The sequence below is a fragment of the Ruegeria sp. YTSC199 genome (assembly GCF_059609725.1).
Map to the genome: position 1 here is coordinate 40,251 of NZ_JBXWMF010000015.1, position 17,299 is coordinate 57,549.

The window sequence follows — 17,299 nt, forward strand, 5'->3', positions numbered from 1 at the left end:
CATTCAAGCCGTTAGGCGAGAGGCAGTGAAAACCGGTGCAATGCGATCAATCCCGACTAGCCAGCGCGGCGTTCATCAAAGCTCAGCGCAATAAAGCTGGGCAGGTGATCGCCCATGCCCACGACAGCGGGACCTTTATCATCGCGGCGACCACGACCTTTGGGCTCTTTGTCCTTCTTGCGGTCGGCCATTTTGCTGTCGCTCTTTTTTTCGTCCGAAGATCTGGATCGTCTCTGAGGCTTCGGCTTTTCATCCTTCGGCTCGTCGTGGACAGGGTTGTCAAGCCGCGGGATATCTTTCTGGATCAGCTTTTCGATTGCATCCAGGGCCTTTTCGTCTCGGCCCGAGCAGATCGTGATTGCCTTGCCCTCACGCCCGGCCCGGCCAGTACGGCCGATGCGGTGGACGTAATCTTCGGCATGGCCGGGCACGTCGAAGTTGAACACGTGGCTAACTGACGGAATGTCCAACCCACGCGCGGCCACATCCGAAGCAACCAGCAGGCGCAGAGAGCCATCCCGGAACCCGTCCAGCGTTTTCATCCGCTGCGACTGTTCCAGATCACCATGGATGGCGGCGGCGTTATAGCCGTGTTTCTTTAGCGATTTGGCGCAGATATCCACGTCCGTCTTGCGGTTGCAGAAGATGATCGCGTTGGTGCACTTTTCGCCCTCGGCATCAATCAGCGCGCGCAGAACCTTGCGCTTGGCACTTGCTTCGCGGTCGCGGCGGCCGCCCTTGAACATGACCACACCCTGCTTGATTGTCTCGGATGCGGTTGCCTGACGGGCAACCTCGATCCGGGCAGGGGCCGAGAGGAAAGTGTCGGTGATCCGTTCAATCTCGGACGCCATGGTAGCCGAGAAGAACAGGGTCTGGCGCGTGAACGGTGTCAGCGAGAAGATGCGTTCGATGTCTGGGATGAAGCCCATATCCAACATCCGGTCGGCCTCATCCACCACCATGATCTGAACGCCGGTCAACAGCAGCTTGCCGCGCTCGAAATGGTCCAGCAGTCGGCCCGGAGTGGCGATCAGTACGTCGACCCCACGGTCGATCAGAGCGTCCTGTTCCTTGAAGCTGACACCGCCGATCAACAGCGCTTTGGTCAGTTTCACATTTTTTGCGTATGTGTCGAAATTCTCGGCCACCTGCGCGGCCAGTTCCCGCGTCGGGCACAGCACCAGCGAACGCGGCATCCGCGCACGGGCGCGGCCACGGGCCAGCAAGGTGATCATCGGCAGGGTAAAGCTGGCGGTTTTGCCTGTGCCGGTCTGGGCGATTCCCAGAACATCCTTGCCCTCAAGCGCAGGCGGAATTGCACCAGCCTGGATTGGGGTGGGGGTTTCGTATCCGGCTTCCTCAATGGCTTTGAGGACCTTCGGGTTCAGGTTCAGTTCGTTAAACTTTGTCATGTATGTCCGGTTTTTGCGGACACTTACCTGGCCCGCGCGTCAGAGGTTTGCCGGGCCCGGATGGCCATACGCGTCATTGCGCAAATTCGACTTGAGGGGGACATAACAAAATCGTTGGTCAGGGTCAAATGAAGACACCTTTAGGGTTTTCGGCGTTCTGGTGTTGCGGATTTTTCGCAACAATTCAGGCACTTCCGGGAAAGTGTTTCCCGAGTTTTTCTTCCAGATCCAGCGGCCGGTGAAGGATCATGCCGTGGGCTTCCAGCCGGGCCCGCCCTTCGGGGGCCGCGCAACTCATTTCATTGAAAAACGCACGCAGTCCGTCCTGGCCTTCTTCTGCCTCGATCCAAGTGAGCAATTCGTTCATGTTCATGCCGCCACGCTCGCGCGAAACGTTGGGCGACATACCGGGTTGATACGAGCCGCGTTCCAGCCTGAACCGGTAGTGGGCCAGCCAATGGTCCCAATCGGGGGCATGACGGTGACACAGGCCCATACCGGGCAGTTCTGTCCTGCAAGGCATCCTCTCGCCATTCTGAAACAGGCTGTGGATGCGAAAGTTGATCCGTGGCAGTCCTGTGCGCGCGAACACTTTGCCTTGCAGATGGCTCAGAAAGCCTCCCTTCACGAAAGCTCCATAATTTGGATACAGCGCCTGCACGATATCCACGCGCTCCGGACCGGACGGGATGTAGGCTTTGTACAGGTCTTCTCCACCGGCCACGGCCTCGTCGGGGCGCACGCGGACAACGGGGATGTCGTCTGAAACTTCGGCCAGCAATCGGGCAATTGGACGGTCCGGCCACAGGAACTCGTCCAGATCGATGTGAACAAGCCAGTCCTCAACGGCCTTGCGATAGGTAAAGGTTGCGTTGGCGGTCTGGCGTATCTGGTGCTTGTCTGGACGATCGCGTTGTCGGTTGGCCCAAAACCCGTCGTCGCAATTGCGGACTTCGACCTTCGGATGGCGGTTCAGCGCGTTGAACGCCTTGGGATTGGGTTCGTCCAGATAGATATACATCCGGTCGACCTCGAGATCGAGGTGATAGGCCACGAAGCGCAGAATGTCCGGGGCCGAGCCCCGGACCGTCGAAACGATACCCCAGGTCGGGTTATCCGCCATATGCGGCTTGCGGGCAGATCACGTCATCATCTCTTTGGTCGCCGTCAGGTTCAGCGCCGGATAGTCGCGCACGACCCGGTCGATGTCCCACTGCAGGCGGGTCAGGTAAACGATGTCACCGTCGTGGTCGTGGGCAATGTGCTGCTTGTTGGCGTTGACGAATTTCTCGACCTCGGCCTTTTCGCCGCTGACCCAGCGGGCCGAGGTGAACTGAGACGCCTCGAACCGCACGGGCAGGCCGTACTCCATCTCGATCCGGCTGGCGAGCACTTCGAATTGCAGCGCGCCGACGACACCGACGATAAAGCCGGAACCAATCGAAGGTTTGAACACTTTTGCAGCACCTTCTTCGGCAAACTGCATCAGCGCCTTTTCCAGATGCTTGGCCTTCATCGGATCGCCGGGACGCACGGTTTGCAGCAATTCTGGCGCAAACGAAGGGATGCCGGTTACACGCAGCGCCTCGCCCTCAGTCAGCGTATCACCGATGCGCAATTGGCCGTGGTTGGGGATACCGATTATATCACCGGCCCAGGCCTCTTCGGCCAATTCGCGGTCGGACGCCAGAAACAGCACCGGGTTCGAAATCGCCATAGGTTTTTTCGAACGCACATGGGTCAGCTTCATGCCGCGCTTGAAATGGCCCGAGGCCATGCGGACAAAGGCCACCCGGTCGCGGTGCTTGGGGTCCATGTTGGCCTGCACCTTGAAGACAAATCCGGCGACCTTTTTCTCTTCCGGTGCAATCTGGCGGGGCTCAGCTGATTGAACCTGCGGCTGCGGGCCATAAGCGCCGATACCCTCCATCAGCTCCTTCACACCGAACGAGTTGATGGCCGAGCCGAACCAGATCGGGGTCATATGCCCCTCAAGCACCGCCTGCGGGTCGAGCTTGGGCAATAACTCGCGCGCCATCTCGACCTCTTCCAATAGTTTATCTAGCAGATGCTCGGGCACATGTTCCGCCAGTTTGGGATCGTCCAGCCCGTTAATCTGAATGCTCTCAGCCACTTTGTTGCGGTCGGCGCGGTCCATCAGTTCCAGGCGGTCGCGCAGCATGTCATAGCAGCCGATGAAATCGCGGCCCACGCCAATCGGCCACGCGGCGGGGGTGACGTCGATGGCCAGCATCTCCTGGATTTCGTCGATGATCTCGAACGTATCGCGGCTTTCGCGGTCCATCTTGTTACAGAAGGTCAGGATCGGCAGATCACGCAGGCGGCAGACCTCGAACAGTTTCTGCGTCTGGCTTTCCACGCCCTTGGCGCCGTCGATTACCATCACCGCCGCATCCACCGCGGTCAGGGTGCGATAGGTATCTTCCGAGAAATCGCTGTGGCCAGGGGTGTCCACCAGATTGAACCGGAAGTTGCCGTAATCGAACGACATCGCCGAGGCGGAAACTGAGATGCCCCGATCTTTCTCCATTTGCATGAAGTCCGACCGCGTTCGCCGCGCCTCACCTTTGGCGCGCACCTGACCGGCCATCTGGATCGCGCCCCCGTACAACAGGAACTTTTCCGTCAACGTCGTCTTGCCCGCATCCGGGTGCGAGATGATGGCGAATGTCCGGCGCCGGGCGATCTCGGGCGGCAGGGTGGGTTGGTTCGAGGTATCAAGCATGACCGCGCGTATAGGCGGGGAATCCTGCCGAGGCAAGACAAAGGGGCTGGTTCGAATCGTAAGGCTGTGGCAATTAGAACATATAGTGAACAAATAATGGAGAGTATCAATGAATTTGAAAGAAATCGCAGACGAATTGGTCGCCGGTTGTCGCGAGGACCGCGCCAAAGAGAACTTGCCGAAACTCTACGCAGCGGATGCCGTTTCGGTAGAAGCCCAGGACATGGACGGCATGGGGCGCGAAACCCACGGTGTCGACGGTATCCGTGGCAAGCACGAATGGTGGGAAGGCGCCCACGAAGTCGCAGGAGCGACGGTCAGCGACCCGTACCTGCATGGCGAAGACCGCTTTGCCGTGATCTTCGAGGTTCAGGGCAAGGTTCAGGAAACTGGTGAGAGTTTCGATATGAAAGAGGTTGGTGTCTATCACGTCGCCAATGGCAAGATCGTACGCGAAGAGTTCTTTTACTGATCGACGTTGCAATCTGGTCTTCTCCGTCTGGCCGATGCTGGTAACAACAGATGGGGAGGATCAGATTGAAGCCGTACATATTTGTTATTACGCTTTTTTCTTTTTTTGGTGCGCCAGTGACAGTGCAGAACGCGGATGAAGAGAATGCGAGTAAAACTTCTTCGGGCGGTGTACGCCTGATCCCGCTTATGGGGTACACTCAGGATCCTGACATTCTGGAACTGTCTAAGCAAATCGAAATAGATATTCTGGCGCATGCGCCAGACCATGCAAAGACGTGAGACCTTGCATAGCGCTCAATGCATGTATTGGGCCGGATTTGGTATCGGATGGTCAGTTTTTCCCCCGGACGAGCGGTGCAGGGTTAAACGATTGAATTCCGAGGTCGAGCAAGAATTCGGAGTGTTAATTGTTGACACTTCCGAAGACCTACCACCGACCTATTTGGAGTATTTCCTGTTGGTTGCGACAGCAAATGCTCTTGGAAAGGACTTTCACAAGCAACCTTTGACGGCAGTCGCGGAAATGCGCGAGCCTTTGCGCCAACATATAAATAATGACATGTAAATGCGGGTGGTTGTAGAAGCACTCGGTGCTTGTAGAAGAATTGGGGAGGACTGAATGGATCTGGGAATACAGGGAAAACGCGCCCTAGTCTGTGCCAGCAGCAAAGGCCTGGGTCTGGGCTGCGCCGAGGCTTTGGCGCAGGCGGGCGTTGATCTGGTGATGAATGCGCGCGGGGCCGAAGTGCTGGAGGTCGAAGCTGCTCGCTTGCGGTCCGAACACGGCGTGGATGTGCAGACGGTGGCCTGTGATGTGACCTCGGCCGAGGGACAGGCGCAAGTGATCGACGCAGCTCAGGACGTTGATATTCTTGTGACAAATGCAGGTGGCCCGCCGCCGGGCCTGTGGTCGGACTGGGAGCGTGACGATTTCTTAAAAGCGCTGGACGCCAACATGCTGACGCCGATTGCGTTCATGAAGGCACTGTTGCCGGGGATGATGGGCAAGGGCTGGGGCCGGGTGGTGAACATCACGTCGCAATCCGTCCGTGCGCCGATTGCGGTGCTGGGCCTGTCGAATGCGGCACGCACCGGGCTGACCGGTTATGTGGCCGGGACATCGCGACAGGTGGCGCCGCATGGTGTGACAATCAACAACCTGCTGCCCGGTATTCACGCCACTGATCGCGCGGATTCGCTGGATAGCGGTGTCGCGGCGCAGCAGGGCATTTCAATTGACGAAGCCCGCGCGAACCGCGCGGCGACGGTTCCGGTACGGCGATATGGGTCGCGGCAGGAATTTGGTGCAACCTGTGCGTTCCTGTGTTCGCAGCATGCTGGCTTCATCGTAGGCCAGAACATCCTGTTGGACGGTGGGGCGACCAATTTGACGATGTGACGATGGCCGAGAACTTTTCGCTTAAAGATCAGTTATTCAATGCCGAAAAAACCCGCTATCTGGCGGGGCTCTTTGCCGGGGTTGTTCCGTCCTTTGATGCTGAGGCATTCCAGGCGCGCGTTATGTCTCGCCTGGTGGAGCTTGAACTGAAAGAACGCATGTCCTGGATCGCTGAATGCCTGCAACAGGCCGTGCCCGGTGACTTGCCTGACATCGCGCCGACCCTGCTGCGCGCGCTGCCATCACCGCTGGACCCGACCAAGACGGATGATGATTTCGGCGATTTCATCTTTGCACCTTTGGGAGATTGGGTGGTCAGTGTTGGGTTGGATCATCCCGATCTGGCACTGGATGTACTCGAAGAGCTGACGCAGCGGTTCTCGATGGAATGGGCCATCCGCCCCTTCCTCAACCGTCACCCGGATCAGGTGCTGGCACGGATGGAGCTCTGGTGTGCTCATGACAGCTATCACGTGCGCCGATTGGTCAGTGAAGGCACACGACCGCGACTGCCGTGGGGGCAGGCGGTTGGGCTGAACATGACCGACCCGCTGCCTTTGCTGGACAGATTGCATGGCGACCCGACGCGATTTGTCACGCGGTCGGTGGCGAACCACCTGAACGACATCTCCAAGAAAGACCCTGATCTGGTGCTGTCCCAATTGCAGAGCTGGGCCTCGGCAAAGCAACAGGGCAAAGATGAATTGCGCTGGATGACCTCTCATACCCTGCGGGGGTTGGTGAAATCTGGCCACCCGGGCGCCATGAAAATGTTGGGCTATGATCCGGACGCCAAAGTCACGGCGGACGTACAGGTGACCGGTGACGCCAGGATCGGTGAGGCGCTGGAATTCGAAGTGACCTTAAACGGAGCCGGGAACCAGCCGGTTTTAGTGGATTATATCGTTCACTTTCAAAGGCCTGGGGGTAAAACCTCAGCGAAAGTGCATAAGCTGAAGCAGGCTGCGTTGCGGGATGGCACACTGAAGCTGAGCAAGAAGCACAAGTTGAAGGGGAACGCGACCACGTTCAAGCTCGTCCCTGGTGCGCACAGGCTTGAGATTCAGGTGAACGGGAAGGTGCGCACAGGTGTCGATTTCGACCTGCTGGAATAGCCCGGTCGTCTCACGCTTTTGTCAGATTTGATGGGTGCGGATTGCACGTGAGCCAACGCTGTATTAGCTGCGGTGAAGCCAGTAAGGAAAGGGATAGCCGCGATGAAGCATGAATCGGTGCAGAACTACTATGGCGAGGTGCTGCAAGGCAGTGCAGATTTGCAAACCAATGCGTGCTGCACGCCCGACGACATGCCGGATCATGTGAAAAAGATCCTCTCGAAAATCCATGACGATGTGCTGACCCGTTACTACGGCTGCGGGCTGATCGCGCCTTTGGATCTGGAAGGTATGAGCATCCTCGATCTGGGCTGCGGTGCGGGCCGTGACGTCTATGCCCTGTCGGCGATGGTGGGCGAAAACGGCCGTGTCGTCGGTGTCGATATGACGCCCGAGCAATTGGACGTTGCCCGCACGCATCAGGATTATCACGCGCAGGCCTTTGGCCACGCGACCAGCAATGTGGAATTCCACCACGGCTATATCGAAAAGCTTGACGAATTGGACTTGGAGCCCGGATCCTTGGACATCATCGTTTCGAATTGCGTGATCAATCTGGCCACCGATAAAGAGGCCGTCCTGCGGGGCGCACACCGCCTGTTGAAAGAGGGCGGCGAGATGTATTTCTCGGACGTCTATGCCGACCGCCGCATCCCGCCCGCTATGGCCGAGGATGAGGTGCTGTATGGCGAGTGCCTGTCTGGCGCACTGTATTGGAACGATTTCCTGTCGCTATCACGCAGTGCAGGTTTTGGCGATCCGCGCCGTGTGACGCACCGCCCGTTGACCATCGAAAACCCGGTGTTGGAAGAGCGTATCGCGCCGCTGAAATTCCTGTCGGCCACGTATCGGCTGTTTAAACTGCCCGAACTGGAACCAGCGTGTGAAGATTATGGTCAGGCGGTGATCTACAAAGGCACCATTACCAACGCGCCGCACCTTTTTGAGCTGGACGATCACCACGCGATTGAGACAGGCAAGGTGTTTCCGGTCTGCGGCAACACCTGGATGATGCTGAAAGACACGCGATTTGCCCGGCATTTCGAGTTTATCGGCGATTTCTCAACCCACTATGGCATCTTCGAGGGCTGTGGCGGTGAAAGCCCGTTCGAAGCTGCGGGTGAGGCCCCCTCGGGCGGGTGCTGCTGATCCCTTGCGCCTGACGGGCGGGGTTGCTATCCCCGCCTAAAGCCCGATGAAATTGATCGGGAAAAGGCAATGGGGTCCATCGGTGACAGTTGACGTAACTCCTCCTCGTCTGGAAATCCGCAATCTGATCGCCCGGTACGAGGGGCGCGTCGTTGTGGACGATGTCTCTCTGACCGTTGAGGCGGGAAAGGTGACCTGTCTGCTGGGGCCGTCGGGTTGCGGCAAGTCGACCACTCTGCGCATGATCGCTGGGGTCGAGATGCAGGAGTCGGGTGAGATTTATGTGGACGGAAAGCTGATTTGCGACACAGTTTTTCGCGTACCCCCCGAGCGCCGCGAAATCGGATTGATGTTTCAGGACTTCGCACTGTTCCCACATCTGAATGTTGCCGACAACGTAGCTTTTGGTCTGACAGGGCGCAAAGAGGAAAAGCGCGTCCGCGTCGAGGAACTGCTGCGCAAGGTCGACCTGATCCATTTCATTGACAAGTTCCCGCACCACCTTTCAGGGGGCGAGCAGCAACGGGTGGCTTTGGCGCGCGCGCTGGCACCGCGCCCGCGTATCATGTTGATGGACGAGCCGTTCTCGGGTCTCGATAACCGTTTGCGCGACGGTATCCGCGATGAGACGCTGGCGATTCTCAAGGAAGAGGATGCCGCTGTCGTACTGGTGACCCACGAGCCCGAAGAGGCGATGCGCATGGCTGATGAGATCGCCCTGATGCGGCGCGGTAAGATCGTACAGCAAGGTGCGCCGTACAACGTTTACACCCGTCCTGTCGACAAGGCTGCGGTGGCATTTTTCAGTGATGTCAATGTGTTGCGCGGTCGGGTTGAAGGTGCCCTGACGAAAACTCCATTCGGTCAGTTCCTGGCGCCGGGCGTACCCGACGGCACGGATGTCGAGATTGTTTTTCGGCCTCAGCACGTCAGGCTGGATTTCGACCGCAACGGCAAGGGACCTTTGCCCACGGTGACCGACGGCGTCGCTGCCCGTGGCGTGGTCGAGCGGGCGCGGTTTCTGGGCAATGAAAGCCTGGTGGAGTTTCGGATGGATCATGACGGCTCGATCCTGAGGGCCACCGTGCCGAATGTCTTTGTGCCTAATCCGGGGCGGGCCATGTGGCTGACCGTTCGCCGGGATCGGTGCTTTGTTTTCTCGGATTAGGGTCTGAAATCACAGTTTAAGCTCAAGTGGTGCGCGAAAGCCGCAGATTGCGGGTTCGCTTTGCTTGCCGCCGCGCGGGGGCGGGTCTATCAAGGTCAAAACGCAGCGGTGGATGGGGCATATGCGTATTCTTTTGACCAATGATGACGGCATCAACGCTCCGGGCCTGATTGCATTGGAGGCGATTGCAGCCGATCTGGCTGGACCGGAGGGAGAGGTGTGGGTTGTCGCGCCTGCTTTCGAGCAATCGGGTGTCGGCCATTGCATCAGCTATACCCACCCGATGATGGTTGCCAAGCTGGGCGAGCGTCGCTTTGCCGCCGAAGGCTCGCCTGCCGATTGCGTGTTGGCCGGGCTGCATGACGTGATGAAGGACGCACGGCCTGATCTGGTGTTGTCAGGGGTGAACCGAGGCAACAACTCGGCGGAAAACACGCTCTATTCCGGCACCGTCGGTGGCGCGATGGAGGCCGCATTGCAGGGCATCCCGGCCATCGCACTGTCGCAGTATTTCGGTCCGCGCAACCTGGGATTGGATGATCCATTCGAGGCCGCGACCCGATTTGGCGCCGATCTGGTGCGGAATATCCTGGAAGCGACTCCGACAGATCAGGGCGACTACCGCCTGTTTTATAACGTGAATTTCCCACCGGTGCCTGCGGATGAAGTGTTGGGCACGCGTGTGGCCCCACAAGGCTATCGCCGCGACACCCATTTCTCGGTTGAACCGCACAGCTCGCCTTCGGGGCGGCGATTCCTGTGGATCAAGGGTGGCTACCAACACAACCCGACCGCGCCAGGTACGGATGCAGCGGTCAATCTGGCGGGCTATATCTCGGTCACGCCGATGCGAGCCGATCTGACGGCGCATGATGCGCTTGAGGCACTGAAGACAATCGAATGACCGGACTGGATCCCGAAACGAAAATGCAGTTCCTGTTCGCCCTGCGGTCGCGGGGCGTGACGGATGCGCGCGTGCTGGCTGCGATGGAGCAGATTGACCGGGGCCAGTTCGTCAAAGGCCTGTTTGCCGAACGCGCCTATGAGGACACGCCGTTGCCGATTGCCTGCGGGCAGACGATCAGCCAGCCCTCGGTTGTGGGGTTGATGACGCAGGCGCTTGAGGTCAGCCCGCGGGATACGGTGCTAGAGGTTGGAACCGGCTCGGGCTATCAGGCTGCGATCCTGTCCAAGCTGGCACGCCGGGTCTATACGGTGGAGCGTCACAAGCGTCTGGTGCGCGAAACCGGGCAGTTGTTTCGCGATTTGGGGCTGACCAATGTCACCGCAATGCTGTCGGACGGCTCCTTCGGTTTGTCTGAGCAGGCACCGTTTGATCGGATCATTGTGACCGCTGCAGCGGAAGACCCGCCCGGGCCGCTCTTGGCGCAGCTCAAAATCGGCGGTATCATGGTGTTGCCGGTGGGACAGTCGGATGCGGTTCAGACCCTGATCCGGGTCCGGCGTACCGAAACCGGTCTGGACTATGACGAATTGTTGCCCGTTCGTTTCGTGCCCCTGTTAGAGGGGCTTGGCAGGGACGGGGCGTAAGTAAATATTCTGCAAATGCGCCGGAACCCCGGAGAACAGGGGCAGGCGTTGAGGACAGTAAAATGAGAGCAGTTTCCAAATCAGCGATGCTTCGCTGCGCGACAGGGGTTGCGGTTGTGGCGTTCCTTGCCGGATGCGAGGGCCCATTTGACTATGATCTGCGCGGGGAGGTTGGTGGATTTTCTACCGCCGACGCAGCGAGAGGCGTGACCGCTAATCGCCCAACGCCCGACGCGCGCGGAGTGATCACCTATCCGAACTATCAGGTGGCAGTCGCGCGCCGGGGCGACACGGTCAGTGATGTGGCCGCGCGTATCGGTCTGCCGGCGGGCGAGCTGGCCCGATTCAACGGGTTGCAACCGGCGGACCAATTGCGTGACGGCGAAGTGATTGCTCTGCCGCGTACCGTCAGTGCGGCCAGCACGGTGGATATAGCCACTATTGCCGGAACAGCGATTGACGAGGCTCCGGCGGATGGTTCGGTCCGGACATCAACACTGGAGCCCGCGCAACCCGCCGCGGCGCCGGCGTCGGCGCAACCTGCCGCTTCGGGGCCAGAGCCGGTTCGCCACAAGGTCAAACGTGGCGAGACGGCCTATACCATTGCGCGGCTCTATGATGTGCCGATTGATGCATTGGCAGAATGGAACGGGTTGGGACCGGACTTTACGGTACGGGAAGACCAATTCCTGCTGATCCCGGTCAAGAACCAACCTGCGCCCCAACAGGCCGCTGTGCCGGCCACCAATGTAACGCAGCCGGGGCAGGGATCGCCCACGCCGACACCGCCAAGCGCGACACAACCTCTGCCGGAAGAGCAGATTTCCCCGGCCGTACCTGTGCCCGACGTGACCGCAGAAGCGCCGACCAGTCAGAGCAACTCGGCCCTTGGCCTGCCGGTAACAGGGACGATCATACGGACCTATGCCAAAGGCAAGAATGAGGGGATCGATATTGCGGGTTCACCTGGCTCTGCCGTAAAGGCGGCCGAGGCCGGAACCGTTGCGGCCATCACCGCGGATGCCGATCAGGTGCCGATCATCGTGATCAAGCACAACAGCGACCTTCTGACCGTTTATGCAAATGTCGATAAAGCTACTGTCAAGAAAGGCGACCGCGTGCGCCGAGGACAGCAGATCGCATCCTTGCGGGGTGGGGACAATTCCTATGTCCATTTCGAGGTGCGCAAGGGGTTCGAATCGGTTGATCCTGAGCCTTACCTGAAGTGACGGAAGGGACCCGTTCCGGGCCATGTCCCGGGCGGGTTTATTATTAGCCAGATGAAGAAGGGATCAGGCGTGTGGGTCGAAGTCGTCCAGGCGTTTACCGGGTTCGTCGGCGAAAACTTCCGGCAGGGGTTCGACCGCCTCGATCAGGTCGATGCGGAACACGCGGAACCCTTCGCGCAACTCGCACCAGGCGGTCAGGGTCCAGACACGGCCCCAGTATTCCATGTGCAGGGGTCGAATGGTGCGTTCCGTCAGAACACCGTCGATGCGGCGGTAGGACAGGCGCAGTTTCTGGTGGGATTTGATGGCGGCCCGGATTGGGGCCATATGAGCCAGCCCCCGCGCGGCGTCGGCAAAGGGGTAGACGGCGAATTTCCACGTGTCGGCCTCGGCCACGACCTGAGTAGGCAGCACCGCATCAATCTTGTCGGCCAGTGACTCGGCTGCTGCTTTCAGGTCCGGGTCGGCGGCTTCGGCGACGATTGCCATGCCGAGATTCAGAGCCTCCAGTTCCGCCGGGGTCAGGTTCAGTGGGGGCAGGGTGATCTGTTCGCGGACCATGTAGCCAACACCGCGCTCGCCCTCGACCGGGACGCCCGAGGCGACCAGCGTATCCATGTCGCGATAGATCGTGCGGACCGACACCTCGAGCCGGTCCGCGATATCCCGCGCGCGGTGCAGTTTGCCGTCGCGCAGGATCTGGATGATATCGAACAGGCGGTCAGTGCGGCGCATGACACACCGCTAGGGCCGTGTTCAGGCGGTCATGTTCCATAGTACGTTCTCATGGCGCATCTGGATGCTTTCAGGGTTGATGGCGTCCATCAAACCCGCGCAGAAGTCCTGCTGTGGGAATTGCGCGGCGGCGTCTTTTGCAGCCTTCATATCGGTCCAGACGACATAGTCGGTCCAGCGGCCATCCTCGCCCTGGCTCAACTGCCGATGGGCAAAGCCCGGCGCGGACCGGACAAACGCTTCGGACGCTTGGCTGAGCTTCACGAACTCTTCCGGCGTGGTGCCATTGGCGAGGGTAAAGGTGACGATTTCTGCAACATGGGTCATTTCAATCTCCGTTGATCATGTTTCGATGCCCTCTACCTAGCCACATACAACTGACATAAACCTGTCAGTTGGAAAAGGCGAGTCCGCAAAAAGCGTGTGATCCGTTCACAATTCGGCGCAGAATTGATCTGTCTCACTTTTGTGTACGGGCTTGTGGGCGTAGACACGGTGCCAGACACCATTCCCGGCGCGTGGCGCCGACGTACAAGGAGAAAAGACATGCTCAACAATATCGGCCTTCCCGGTCTGCTGCTGATTGCCGTTGTGGTGCTGGTGCTGTTTGGCCGCGGCAAAATCAGTTCATTGATGGGCGAAGTGGGCAAGGGCATCACCTCGTTCAAAAAGGGCGTCAAAGAAGGTGCGGACGAGCTTGAGCAGGACGCGTCCGAGCTGGCCAAGGACGTCACGCCCGAGACCGACAAAGACAAGGCCTAAGCGCAGATGTTTGATCTGGGCTGGACCGAGCTTCTGGTCATCGGCGTTGTCGCCCTGATCGTTGTGGGTCCTAAGGACCTGCCGGTGCTATTCCGCAATGTCGGGCGATTTGTCGGCAAGGCACGTGGCATGGCGCGCGAGTTCTCCAGCGCCATGAACGAGGCGGCCGATCAGGCGGGCGTGAACGAGATCAAGAAGGGTCTCAACGCGGCCACCAACCCTGTCGGTACTGCAATGGATGGCGTGAAAGAGGCCGCGCAGGATCTGGCGAAAAGCATCGACCCGACCAAGTTCGACCCTGACAGCGAAACCGGCAAGCTGGCCGCTGAACGGGCCGAGCAGGCCAAGAAGATCCAGGCCTCGACCGCGCGGGCCGCTGCCGAACGCAAGGCCAAGGAAGCTGCTGACGCTCTGGCCAAGGCCGAAGAGGCCGAAGCCGCGCTGAAAACCGAAAGCAAAACATGACCAAAACCGACGAGATCGAGGACAGCTCGGCCCCACTGATCGAGCATCTGGCGGAACTGCGTACGCGGTTGATTCACTGCGTCGTGGCGTTTCTGGTCGGTATGATCATCTGCTTTACGGTCGCCACGCCGCTCTTCAATTTCCTGACTAACCCTCTGTGCAGTGTTCTGGCCGAACGCGGACAGGACTGCGGGTTGATCTTCATCTCGCCGCAGGAAGGTTTTTTTGTCGCCATCAAGGTCTCATTGCTGGGCGGCTTCATCCTGGCCTTTCCGTACATCGGTATGCAGATGTGGCGGTTCGTGGCGCCGGGCTTGTATAAATCGGAAAAGAACGCGTTTTTGCCGTTCATGCTGGCTTCGCCCTTCATGTTCCTGCTGGGGGCGAGCTTTGCCTTCTACGTGGTCACGCCGCTGGCCTATGACTTCTTCCTTGGCTTCCAGCAATTCGGGGCAGAAGGCGAAGCCGTGACCGAGGGCGCAACCTCTGCACCGCTGAGCGTGGTATTCCAGGGCTCGGCGCAGGAATACCTGAACCTGACGATCAAGTTCATTGTGGCCTTTGGACTGTGCTTCCAACTGCCGGTTCTGCTGACCCTGATGGGCAAGGCAGGGCTGGTGACGGCTGAAGGTTTGGGCAGCGTGCGCAAGTACGCCGTGGTCGCCATTCTGGTACTCGCTGCGCTGGTGACTCCACCGGACGTGATCACGCAGATCATTCTCTTTGTGGTGGTGTATGGGCTCTATGAGGTGTCAATCTTCCTCGTCGCCCGGGTCGAGAAAAAGCGCGAAGAGCAACTGCGCGCAGATGGCTACTATGATGACGAAGAGGAAGCAGACGAAGAGATTGTTCGCGAAGAAGACGGCAAGTAATCTGGCTGAACATTAAGGATCAGGCGCGCCCGAAATGGCGCGCCTTTTTCATTTGCGGCACTTGTTGCGGGGGGCGGAACATGGTTTGAAACCCGCTAGACAAGACCGGAGGCCCAAATGGACGACCAAGCCCTGAACCGCATCGCCGACGCGCTGGAACGCATGGCGCCAGCCCCTCTGGCCGCCCCCGATTTCGGGGCCGCACCGGCCTTTGTCTGGCATGTGGAGCCTGATCGGCTGGAACCGGTCACTCAGGTCAACCGTGTCGATCTGGACCTGCTGGTCGGGATCAACCGATCCCGCGATACGTTGTTGGACAACACACGTCGGTTTGCGGCCGGCTTCAAGGCCAATAACGCGTTGCTTTGGGGTGCGCGGGGAATGGGCAAATCGAGCCTTGTTAAAGCTGTACATGGCACGCTACAAGCAGATTATCCCGACCTGAAACTGGTCGAACTACAGCGCGAGGACATGGGCTCGGTCGCGCGCCTGCTGAACCACCTGCGCGCCGCGCCGCACCGGTTTATCCTGTTTTGCGATGACCTGTCGTTCAGCCACGATGATCAACACTATAAATCGCTCAAGGCTGTGTTGGATGGCGGCATCGAAGGCCGCCCTGAAAACGTTGTCTTCTATGCCACTTCGAACCGCCGCCACCTGATGCCGCGGGACATGATTGAAAACGAACGCTCCAGCGCCATCAATCCGTCCGAGGCGGTCGAGGAAAAGGTCTCGTTGTCTGATCGCTTCGGCCTGTGGCTGGGCTTCCATCCCTGCGATCAGGACGAGTATCTGGCCATGATCGACCGTTATTGCGCGGCCTACGGAGTGTCCGTCGCCTCCGAGACCCTGCGCGCCGAAGCCATAGAATGGCAGGCCACACGCGGTGCACGCTCGGGCCGCGTGGCGTGGCAGTTCTTCGTTGATCTTGCCGGGCGCAATGGCGTGCATATCGCGTAGCCCGCCCGATTCATCTGGCCAAAAATCCCTCTGCCGAAGGCATGGCCCAAAGGGCCAATTCCTACAGCAGCGCCAGAATGCGCGCGGCCTCTTCCGCCGTACTGGTCAGCACATCCCGATCCTCACCGGGGTGAAAGCGCGCACGCACGGCTGTCGGCATCGGCTTAGGCTCGACAATTGTCACGCGAGGACCTGTGCGTTCTGTTTCAAGTGCCCAGCTGCGCGCCAACGCAATCTGTGAGGCCTTGGTCGCGCCGTAGATGCCATAGAATTTCTCACCCGCTTTGGGATCATCAAAGAAAACGGCGTGACCGGTCTCGCCTAACAGGGGGGCGATGTAGGGGATCAGGATCGATGTGGCCGTGGCATTGGTGTTGACGGCTTTGGTCCATTCCTTCGGGTCGATGAAATACGTGGGTGTCAGGGCTGATGTGTGAACAGCCGTGTGCAGCCAGAGATCAACCTTGCCCCAGCGGTCATGTATACCCCGGCACAGGGTTGCCATTGCATTTGGGTCAGCAATGTCCATGGGAGCAAGCGTTGCCGCGCCGCCTTTGGCCCGGATGCGGTCATCCAGCTCTTCCAGCCCGCCGGTGGTGCGGGCGACGGCGACGACGTGATATTCGGGTGCCAGTGCCTCGGCCAGGGCAGCGCCCAGCCCGCGAGAGGCCCCGGTGACGAGGGCAATTTTACTCTGATCAGTCATGACAGCGGTTTGAACTCCTGCGCGCAGGGCGTCAAGCCGGTTTAGCTGCCGGGTATAACGATCCGCTTGGTCTGGCCGCTTTGTCGCAGCATTACACCTTTGTCATCAATGGCGACCACTGTGCCCGACGAAACCCGGCTGCCCGGCTTGACCTCTTTCACGCGCCCCGAAGACATACGCACCAGCGCGCGCATATCCGATTTCGGACCGAATACCCCCAGAACGGAAACAGAGCTTTTATTAAGCGCACCCTTTTGCGTGGCCGCGCTTTTGACGGTTGCGTTTGACATGAATTCCGGCCCGGCCGCAGCGGCCCAGCCCCTTGTTACGAGTGGTTGGCAACCGGCGGCCTAGCAAATTGGAACCGAGAGTGAAACCCAAACCGAATGTCGAGAAAACGGCTGGTTTCACATCCCTGCCGAAGCCTTTGCGATTGCAATTTCTTCATCGAAGGGTTGTGGGCGAAAACTCACTCATGGGCATGAATGCCCGGCAGAAAATGGCCCGCATCACCAAAGCGAAGCGGGCCAATGATGCAATGATTCGGGGCTAA

At 59.2% G+C, this 17,299-nt stretch carries 21 protein-coding genes; 14 read left to right on the forward strand and 7 right to left on the reverse strand.

Annotation, left to right across the window (positions count from 1 at the left end; all coding sequences use genetic code 11):
• Positions 1 to 56 precede the first annotated feature (56 nt).
• The 3 genes from AC2FEE_RS15120 to AC2FEE_RS15130 all read right to left on the reverse strand — a co-directional run bounded on the left by AC2FEE_RS15120 (position 57) and on the right by AC2FEE_RS15130 (position 4,161).
• Positions 57 to 1,415: a DEAD/DEAH box helicase gene (locus AC2FEE_RS15120; protein WP_496866156.1), complete on the reverse strand. Its 1,359-nt coding sequence runs from the start codon at positions 1,413 to 1,415 to the stop codon at positions 57 to 59.
• A gap of 184 nt (positions 1,416 to 1,599) precedes the next feature.
• Positions 1,600 to 2,538 (reverse strand): glycosyltransferase family 2 protein, encoded by a 939-nt coding sequence (locus tag AC2FEE_RS15125; RefSeq protein WP_496866157.1) that lies wholly within the window; start codon positions 2,536 to 2,538, stop codon positions 1,600 to 1,602.
• An 18-nt stretch (positions 2,539 to 2,556) separates the two neighbouring features.
• Positions 2,557 to 4,161: a peptide chain release factor 3 gene (locus AC2FEE_RS15130; RefSeq protein WP_496866158.1), complete on the reverse strand. Its 1,605-nt coding sequence runs from the start codon at positions 4,159 to 4,161 to the stop codon at positions 2,557 to 2,559.
• Between the two features lie 109 nt (positions 4,162 to 4,270).
• Between AC2FEE_RS15130 and AC2FEE_RS15135 the strand changes: the two genes are divergently transcribed.
• The 9 genes from AC2FEE_RS15135 to AC2FEE_RS15175 all read left to right on the forward strand — a co-directional run bounded on the left by AC2FEE_RS15135 (position 4,271) and on the right by AC2FEE_RS15175 (position 12,246).
• Positions 4,271 to 4,633 carry a SnoaL-like domain-containing protein gene (locus tag AC2FEE_RS15135; protein ID WP_496866159.1) on the forward strand — a complete coding sequence of 121 codons (363 nt, stop codon included), beginning with the start codon at positions 4,271 to 4,273 and terminating at the stop codon, positions 4,631 to 4,633.
• Positions 4,634 to 4,698: 65 nt separating this feature from the next.
• Positions 4,699 to 4,914, forward strand: a complete 216-nt coding sequence (locus AC2FEE_RS15140; RefSeq protein WP_496866160.1) for a hypothetical protein — start codon at positions 4,699 to 4,701, stop codon at positions 4,912 to 4,914.
• Positions 4,915 to 5,254: 340 nt separating this feature from the next.
• Positions 5,255 to 6,034: an SDR family oxidoreductase gene (locus AC2FEE_RS15145; RefSeq protein ID WP_496866161.1), complete on the forward strand. Its 780-nt coding sequence runs from the start codon at positions 5,255 to 5,257 to the stop codon at positions 6,032 to 6,034.
• Between the two features lie 2 nt (positions 6,035 to 6,036).
• Positions 6,037 to 7,149, forward strand: a complete 1,113-nt coding sequence (locus AC2FEE_RS15150) for a YhaZ family DNA alkylation repair protein (RefSeq protein WP_496866162.1) — start codon at positions 6,037 to 6,039, stop codon at positions 7,147 to 7,149.
• A 102-nt stretch (positions 7,150 to 7,251) separates the two neighbouring features.
• Positions 7,252 to 8,298 (forward strand): methyltransferase domain-containing protein, encoded by a 1,047-nt coding sequence (locus tag AC2FEE_RS15155; protein WP_496866163.1) that lies wholly within the window; start codon positions 7,252 to 7,254, stop codon positions 8,296 to 8,298.
• Between the two features lie 46 nt (positions 8,299 to 8,344).
• Positions 8,345 to 9,466 (forward strand): ABC transporter ATP-binding protein, encoded by a 1,122-nt coding sequence (locus tag AC2FEE_RS15160; protein ID WP_496866164.1) that lies wholly within the window; start codon positions 8,345 to 8,347, stop codon positions 9,464 to 9,466.
• A gap of 121 nt (positions 9,467 to 9,587) precedes the next feature.
• Positions 9,588 to 10,370, forward strand: a complete 783-nt coding sequence (gene surE / locus AC2FEE_RS15165) for a 5'/3'-nucleotidase SurE (RefSeq protein WP_496866165.1) — start codon at positions 9,588 to 9,590, stop codon at positions 10,368 to 10,370.
• Complete coding sequence (locus AC2FEE_RS15170; RefSeq protein WP_496866166.1) at positions 10,367 to 11,017, forward strand: protein-L-isoaspartate(D-aspartate) O-methyltransferase; 651 nt, start codon at positions 10,367 to 10,369, stop codon at positions 11,015 to 11,017. Before surE ends, AC2FEE_RS15170 begins: the two co-directional genes overlap by 4 nt.
• Before the next feature lie 62 nt (positions 11,018 to 11,079).
• Positions 11,080 to 12,246 (forward strand): peptidoglycan DD-metalloendopeptidase family protein, encoded by a 1,167-nt coding sequence (locus AC2FEE_RS15175; RefSeq protein WP_496866167.1) that lies wholly within the window; start codon positions 11,080 to 11,082, stop codon positions 12,244 to 12,246.
• A gap of 63 nt (positions 12,247 to 12,309) precedes the next feature.
• Here the strand turns inward: AC2FEE_RS15175 and AC2FEE_RS15180 are convergent, their stop codons facing one another.
• Positions 12,310 to 12,981, reverse strand: coding sequence for a helix-turn-helix transcriptional regulator (locus AC2FEE_RS15180; RefSeq protein WP_496866168.1), 672 nt, complete (start codon positions 12,979 to 12,981; stop codon positions 12,310 to 12,312).
• A gap of 21 nt (positions 12,982 to 13,002) precedes the next feature.
• Positions 13,003 to 13,308 carry a hypothetical protein gene (locus AC2FEE_RS15185; RefSeq protein WP_496866169.1) on the reverse strand — a complete coding sequence of 102 codons (306 nt, stop codon included), beginning with the start codon at positions 13,306 to 13,308 and terminating at the stop codon, positions 13,003 to 13,005.
• 219 nt (positions 13,309 to 13,527) lie between these two features.
• Between AC2FEE_RS15185 and AC2FEE_RS15190 the strand changes: the two genes are divergently transcribed.
• The 4 genes from AC2FEE_RS15190 to AC2FEE_RS15205 all read left to right on the forward strand — a co-directional run bounded on the left by AC2FEE_RS15190 (position 13,528) and on the right by AC2FEE_RS15205 (position 16,040).
• Positions 13,528 to 13,743, forward strand: a complete 216-nt coding sequence (locus tag AC2FEE_RS15190; protein WP_039531114.1) for a twin-arginine translocase TatA/TatE family subunit — start codon at positions 13,528 to 13,530, stop codon at positions 13,741 to 13,743.
• Between the two features lie 6 nt (positions 13,744 to 13,749).
• Positions 13,750 to 14,208, forward strand: a complete 459-nt coding sequence (gene tatB, locus AC2FEE_RS15195) for a Sec-independent protein translocase protein TatB (protein WP_480589369.1) — start codon at positions 13,750 to 13,752, stop codon at positions 14,206 to 14,208.
• Positions 14,205 to 15,080: a twin-arginine translocase subunit TatC gene (tatC, locus tag AC2FEE_RS15200; protein ID WP_496866170.1), complete on the forward strand. Its 876-nt coding sequence runs from the start codon at positions 14,205 to 14,207 to the stop codon at positions 15,078 to 15,080. The genes tatB and tatC overlap by 4 nt, the downstream gene beginning before the upstream one ends.
• 117 nt (positions 15,081 to 15,197) lie before the next feature.
• Positions 15,198 to 16,040, forward strand: coding sequence for an ATP-binding protein (locus AC2FEE_RS15205; protein ID WP_496866171.1), 843 nt, complete (start codon positions 15,198 to 15,200; stop codon positions 16,038 to 16,040).
• A 61-nt stretch (positions 16,041 to 16,101) separates the two neighbouring features.
• Here AC2FEE_RS15205 and AC2FEE_RS15210 read toward each other — a convergent pair whose 3' ends face one another.
• Together AC2FEE_RS15210 and AC2FEE_RS15215 are read right to left on the reverse strand one after the other, a co-directional pair.
• On the reverse strand, positions 16,102 to 16,746 hold the full coding sequence (locus AC2FEE_RS15210; protein WP_496866172.1) for an SDR family NAD(P)-dependent oxidoreductase: 645 nt from the start codon (positions 16,744 to 16,746) through the stop codon (positions 16,102 to 16,104).
• 41 nt (positions 16,747 to 16,787) lie between these two features.
• Complete coding sequence (locus tag AC2FEE_RS15215) at positions 16,788 to 17,036, reverse strand: hypothetical protein (protein ID WP_496866173.1); 249 nt, start codon at positions 17,034 to 17,036, stop codon at positions 16,788 to 16,790.
• Positions 17,037 to 17,116: 80 nt separating this feature from the next.
• On the opposite strand from AC2FEE_RS15215, the gene AC2FEE_RS15220 reads away from it, so the two are divergent.
• Positions 17,117 to 17,299 carry a hypothetical protein gene (locus AC2FEE_RS15220; RefSeq protein ID WP_496866174.1) on the forward strand — a complete coding sequence of 61 codons (183 nt, stop codon included), beginning with the start codon at positions 17,117 to 17,119 and terminating at the stop codon, positions 17,297 to 17,299.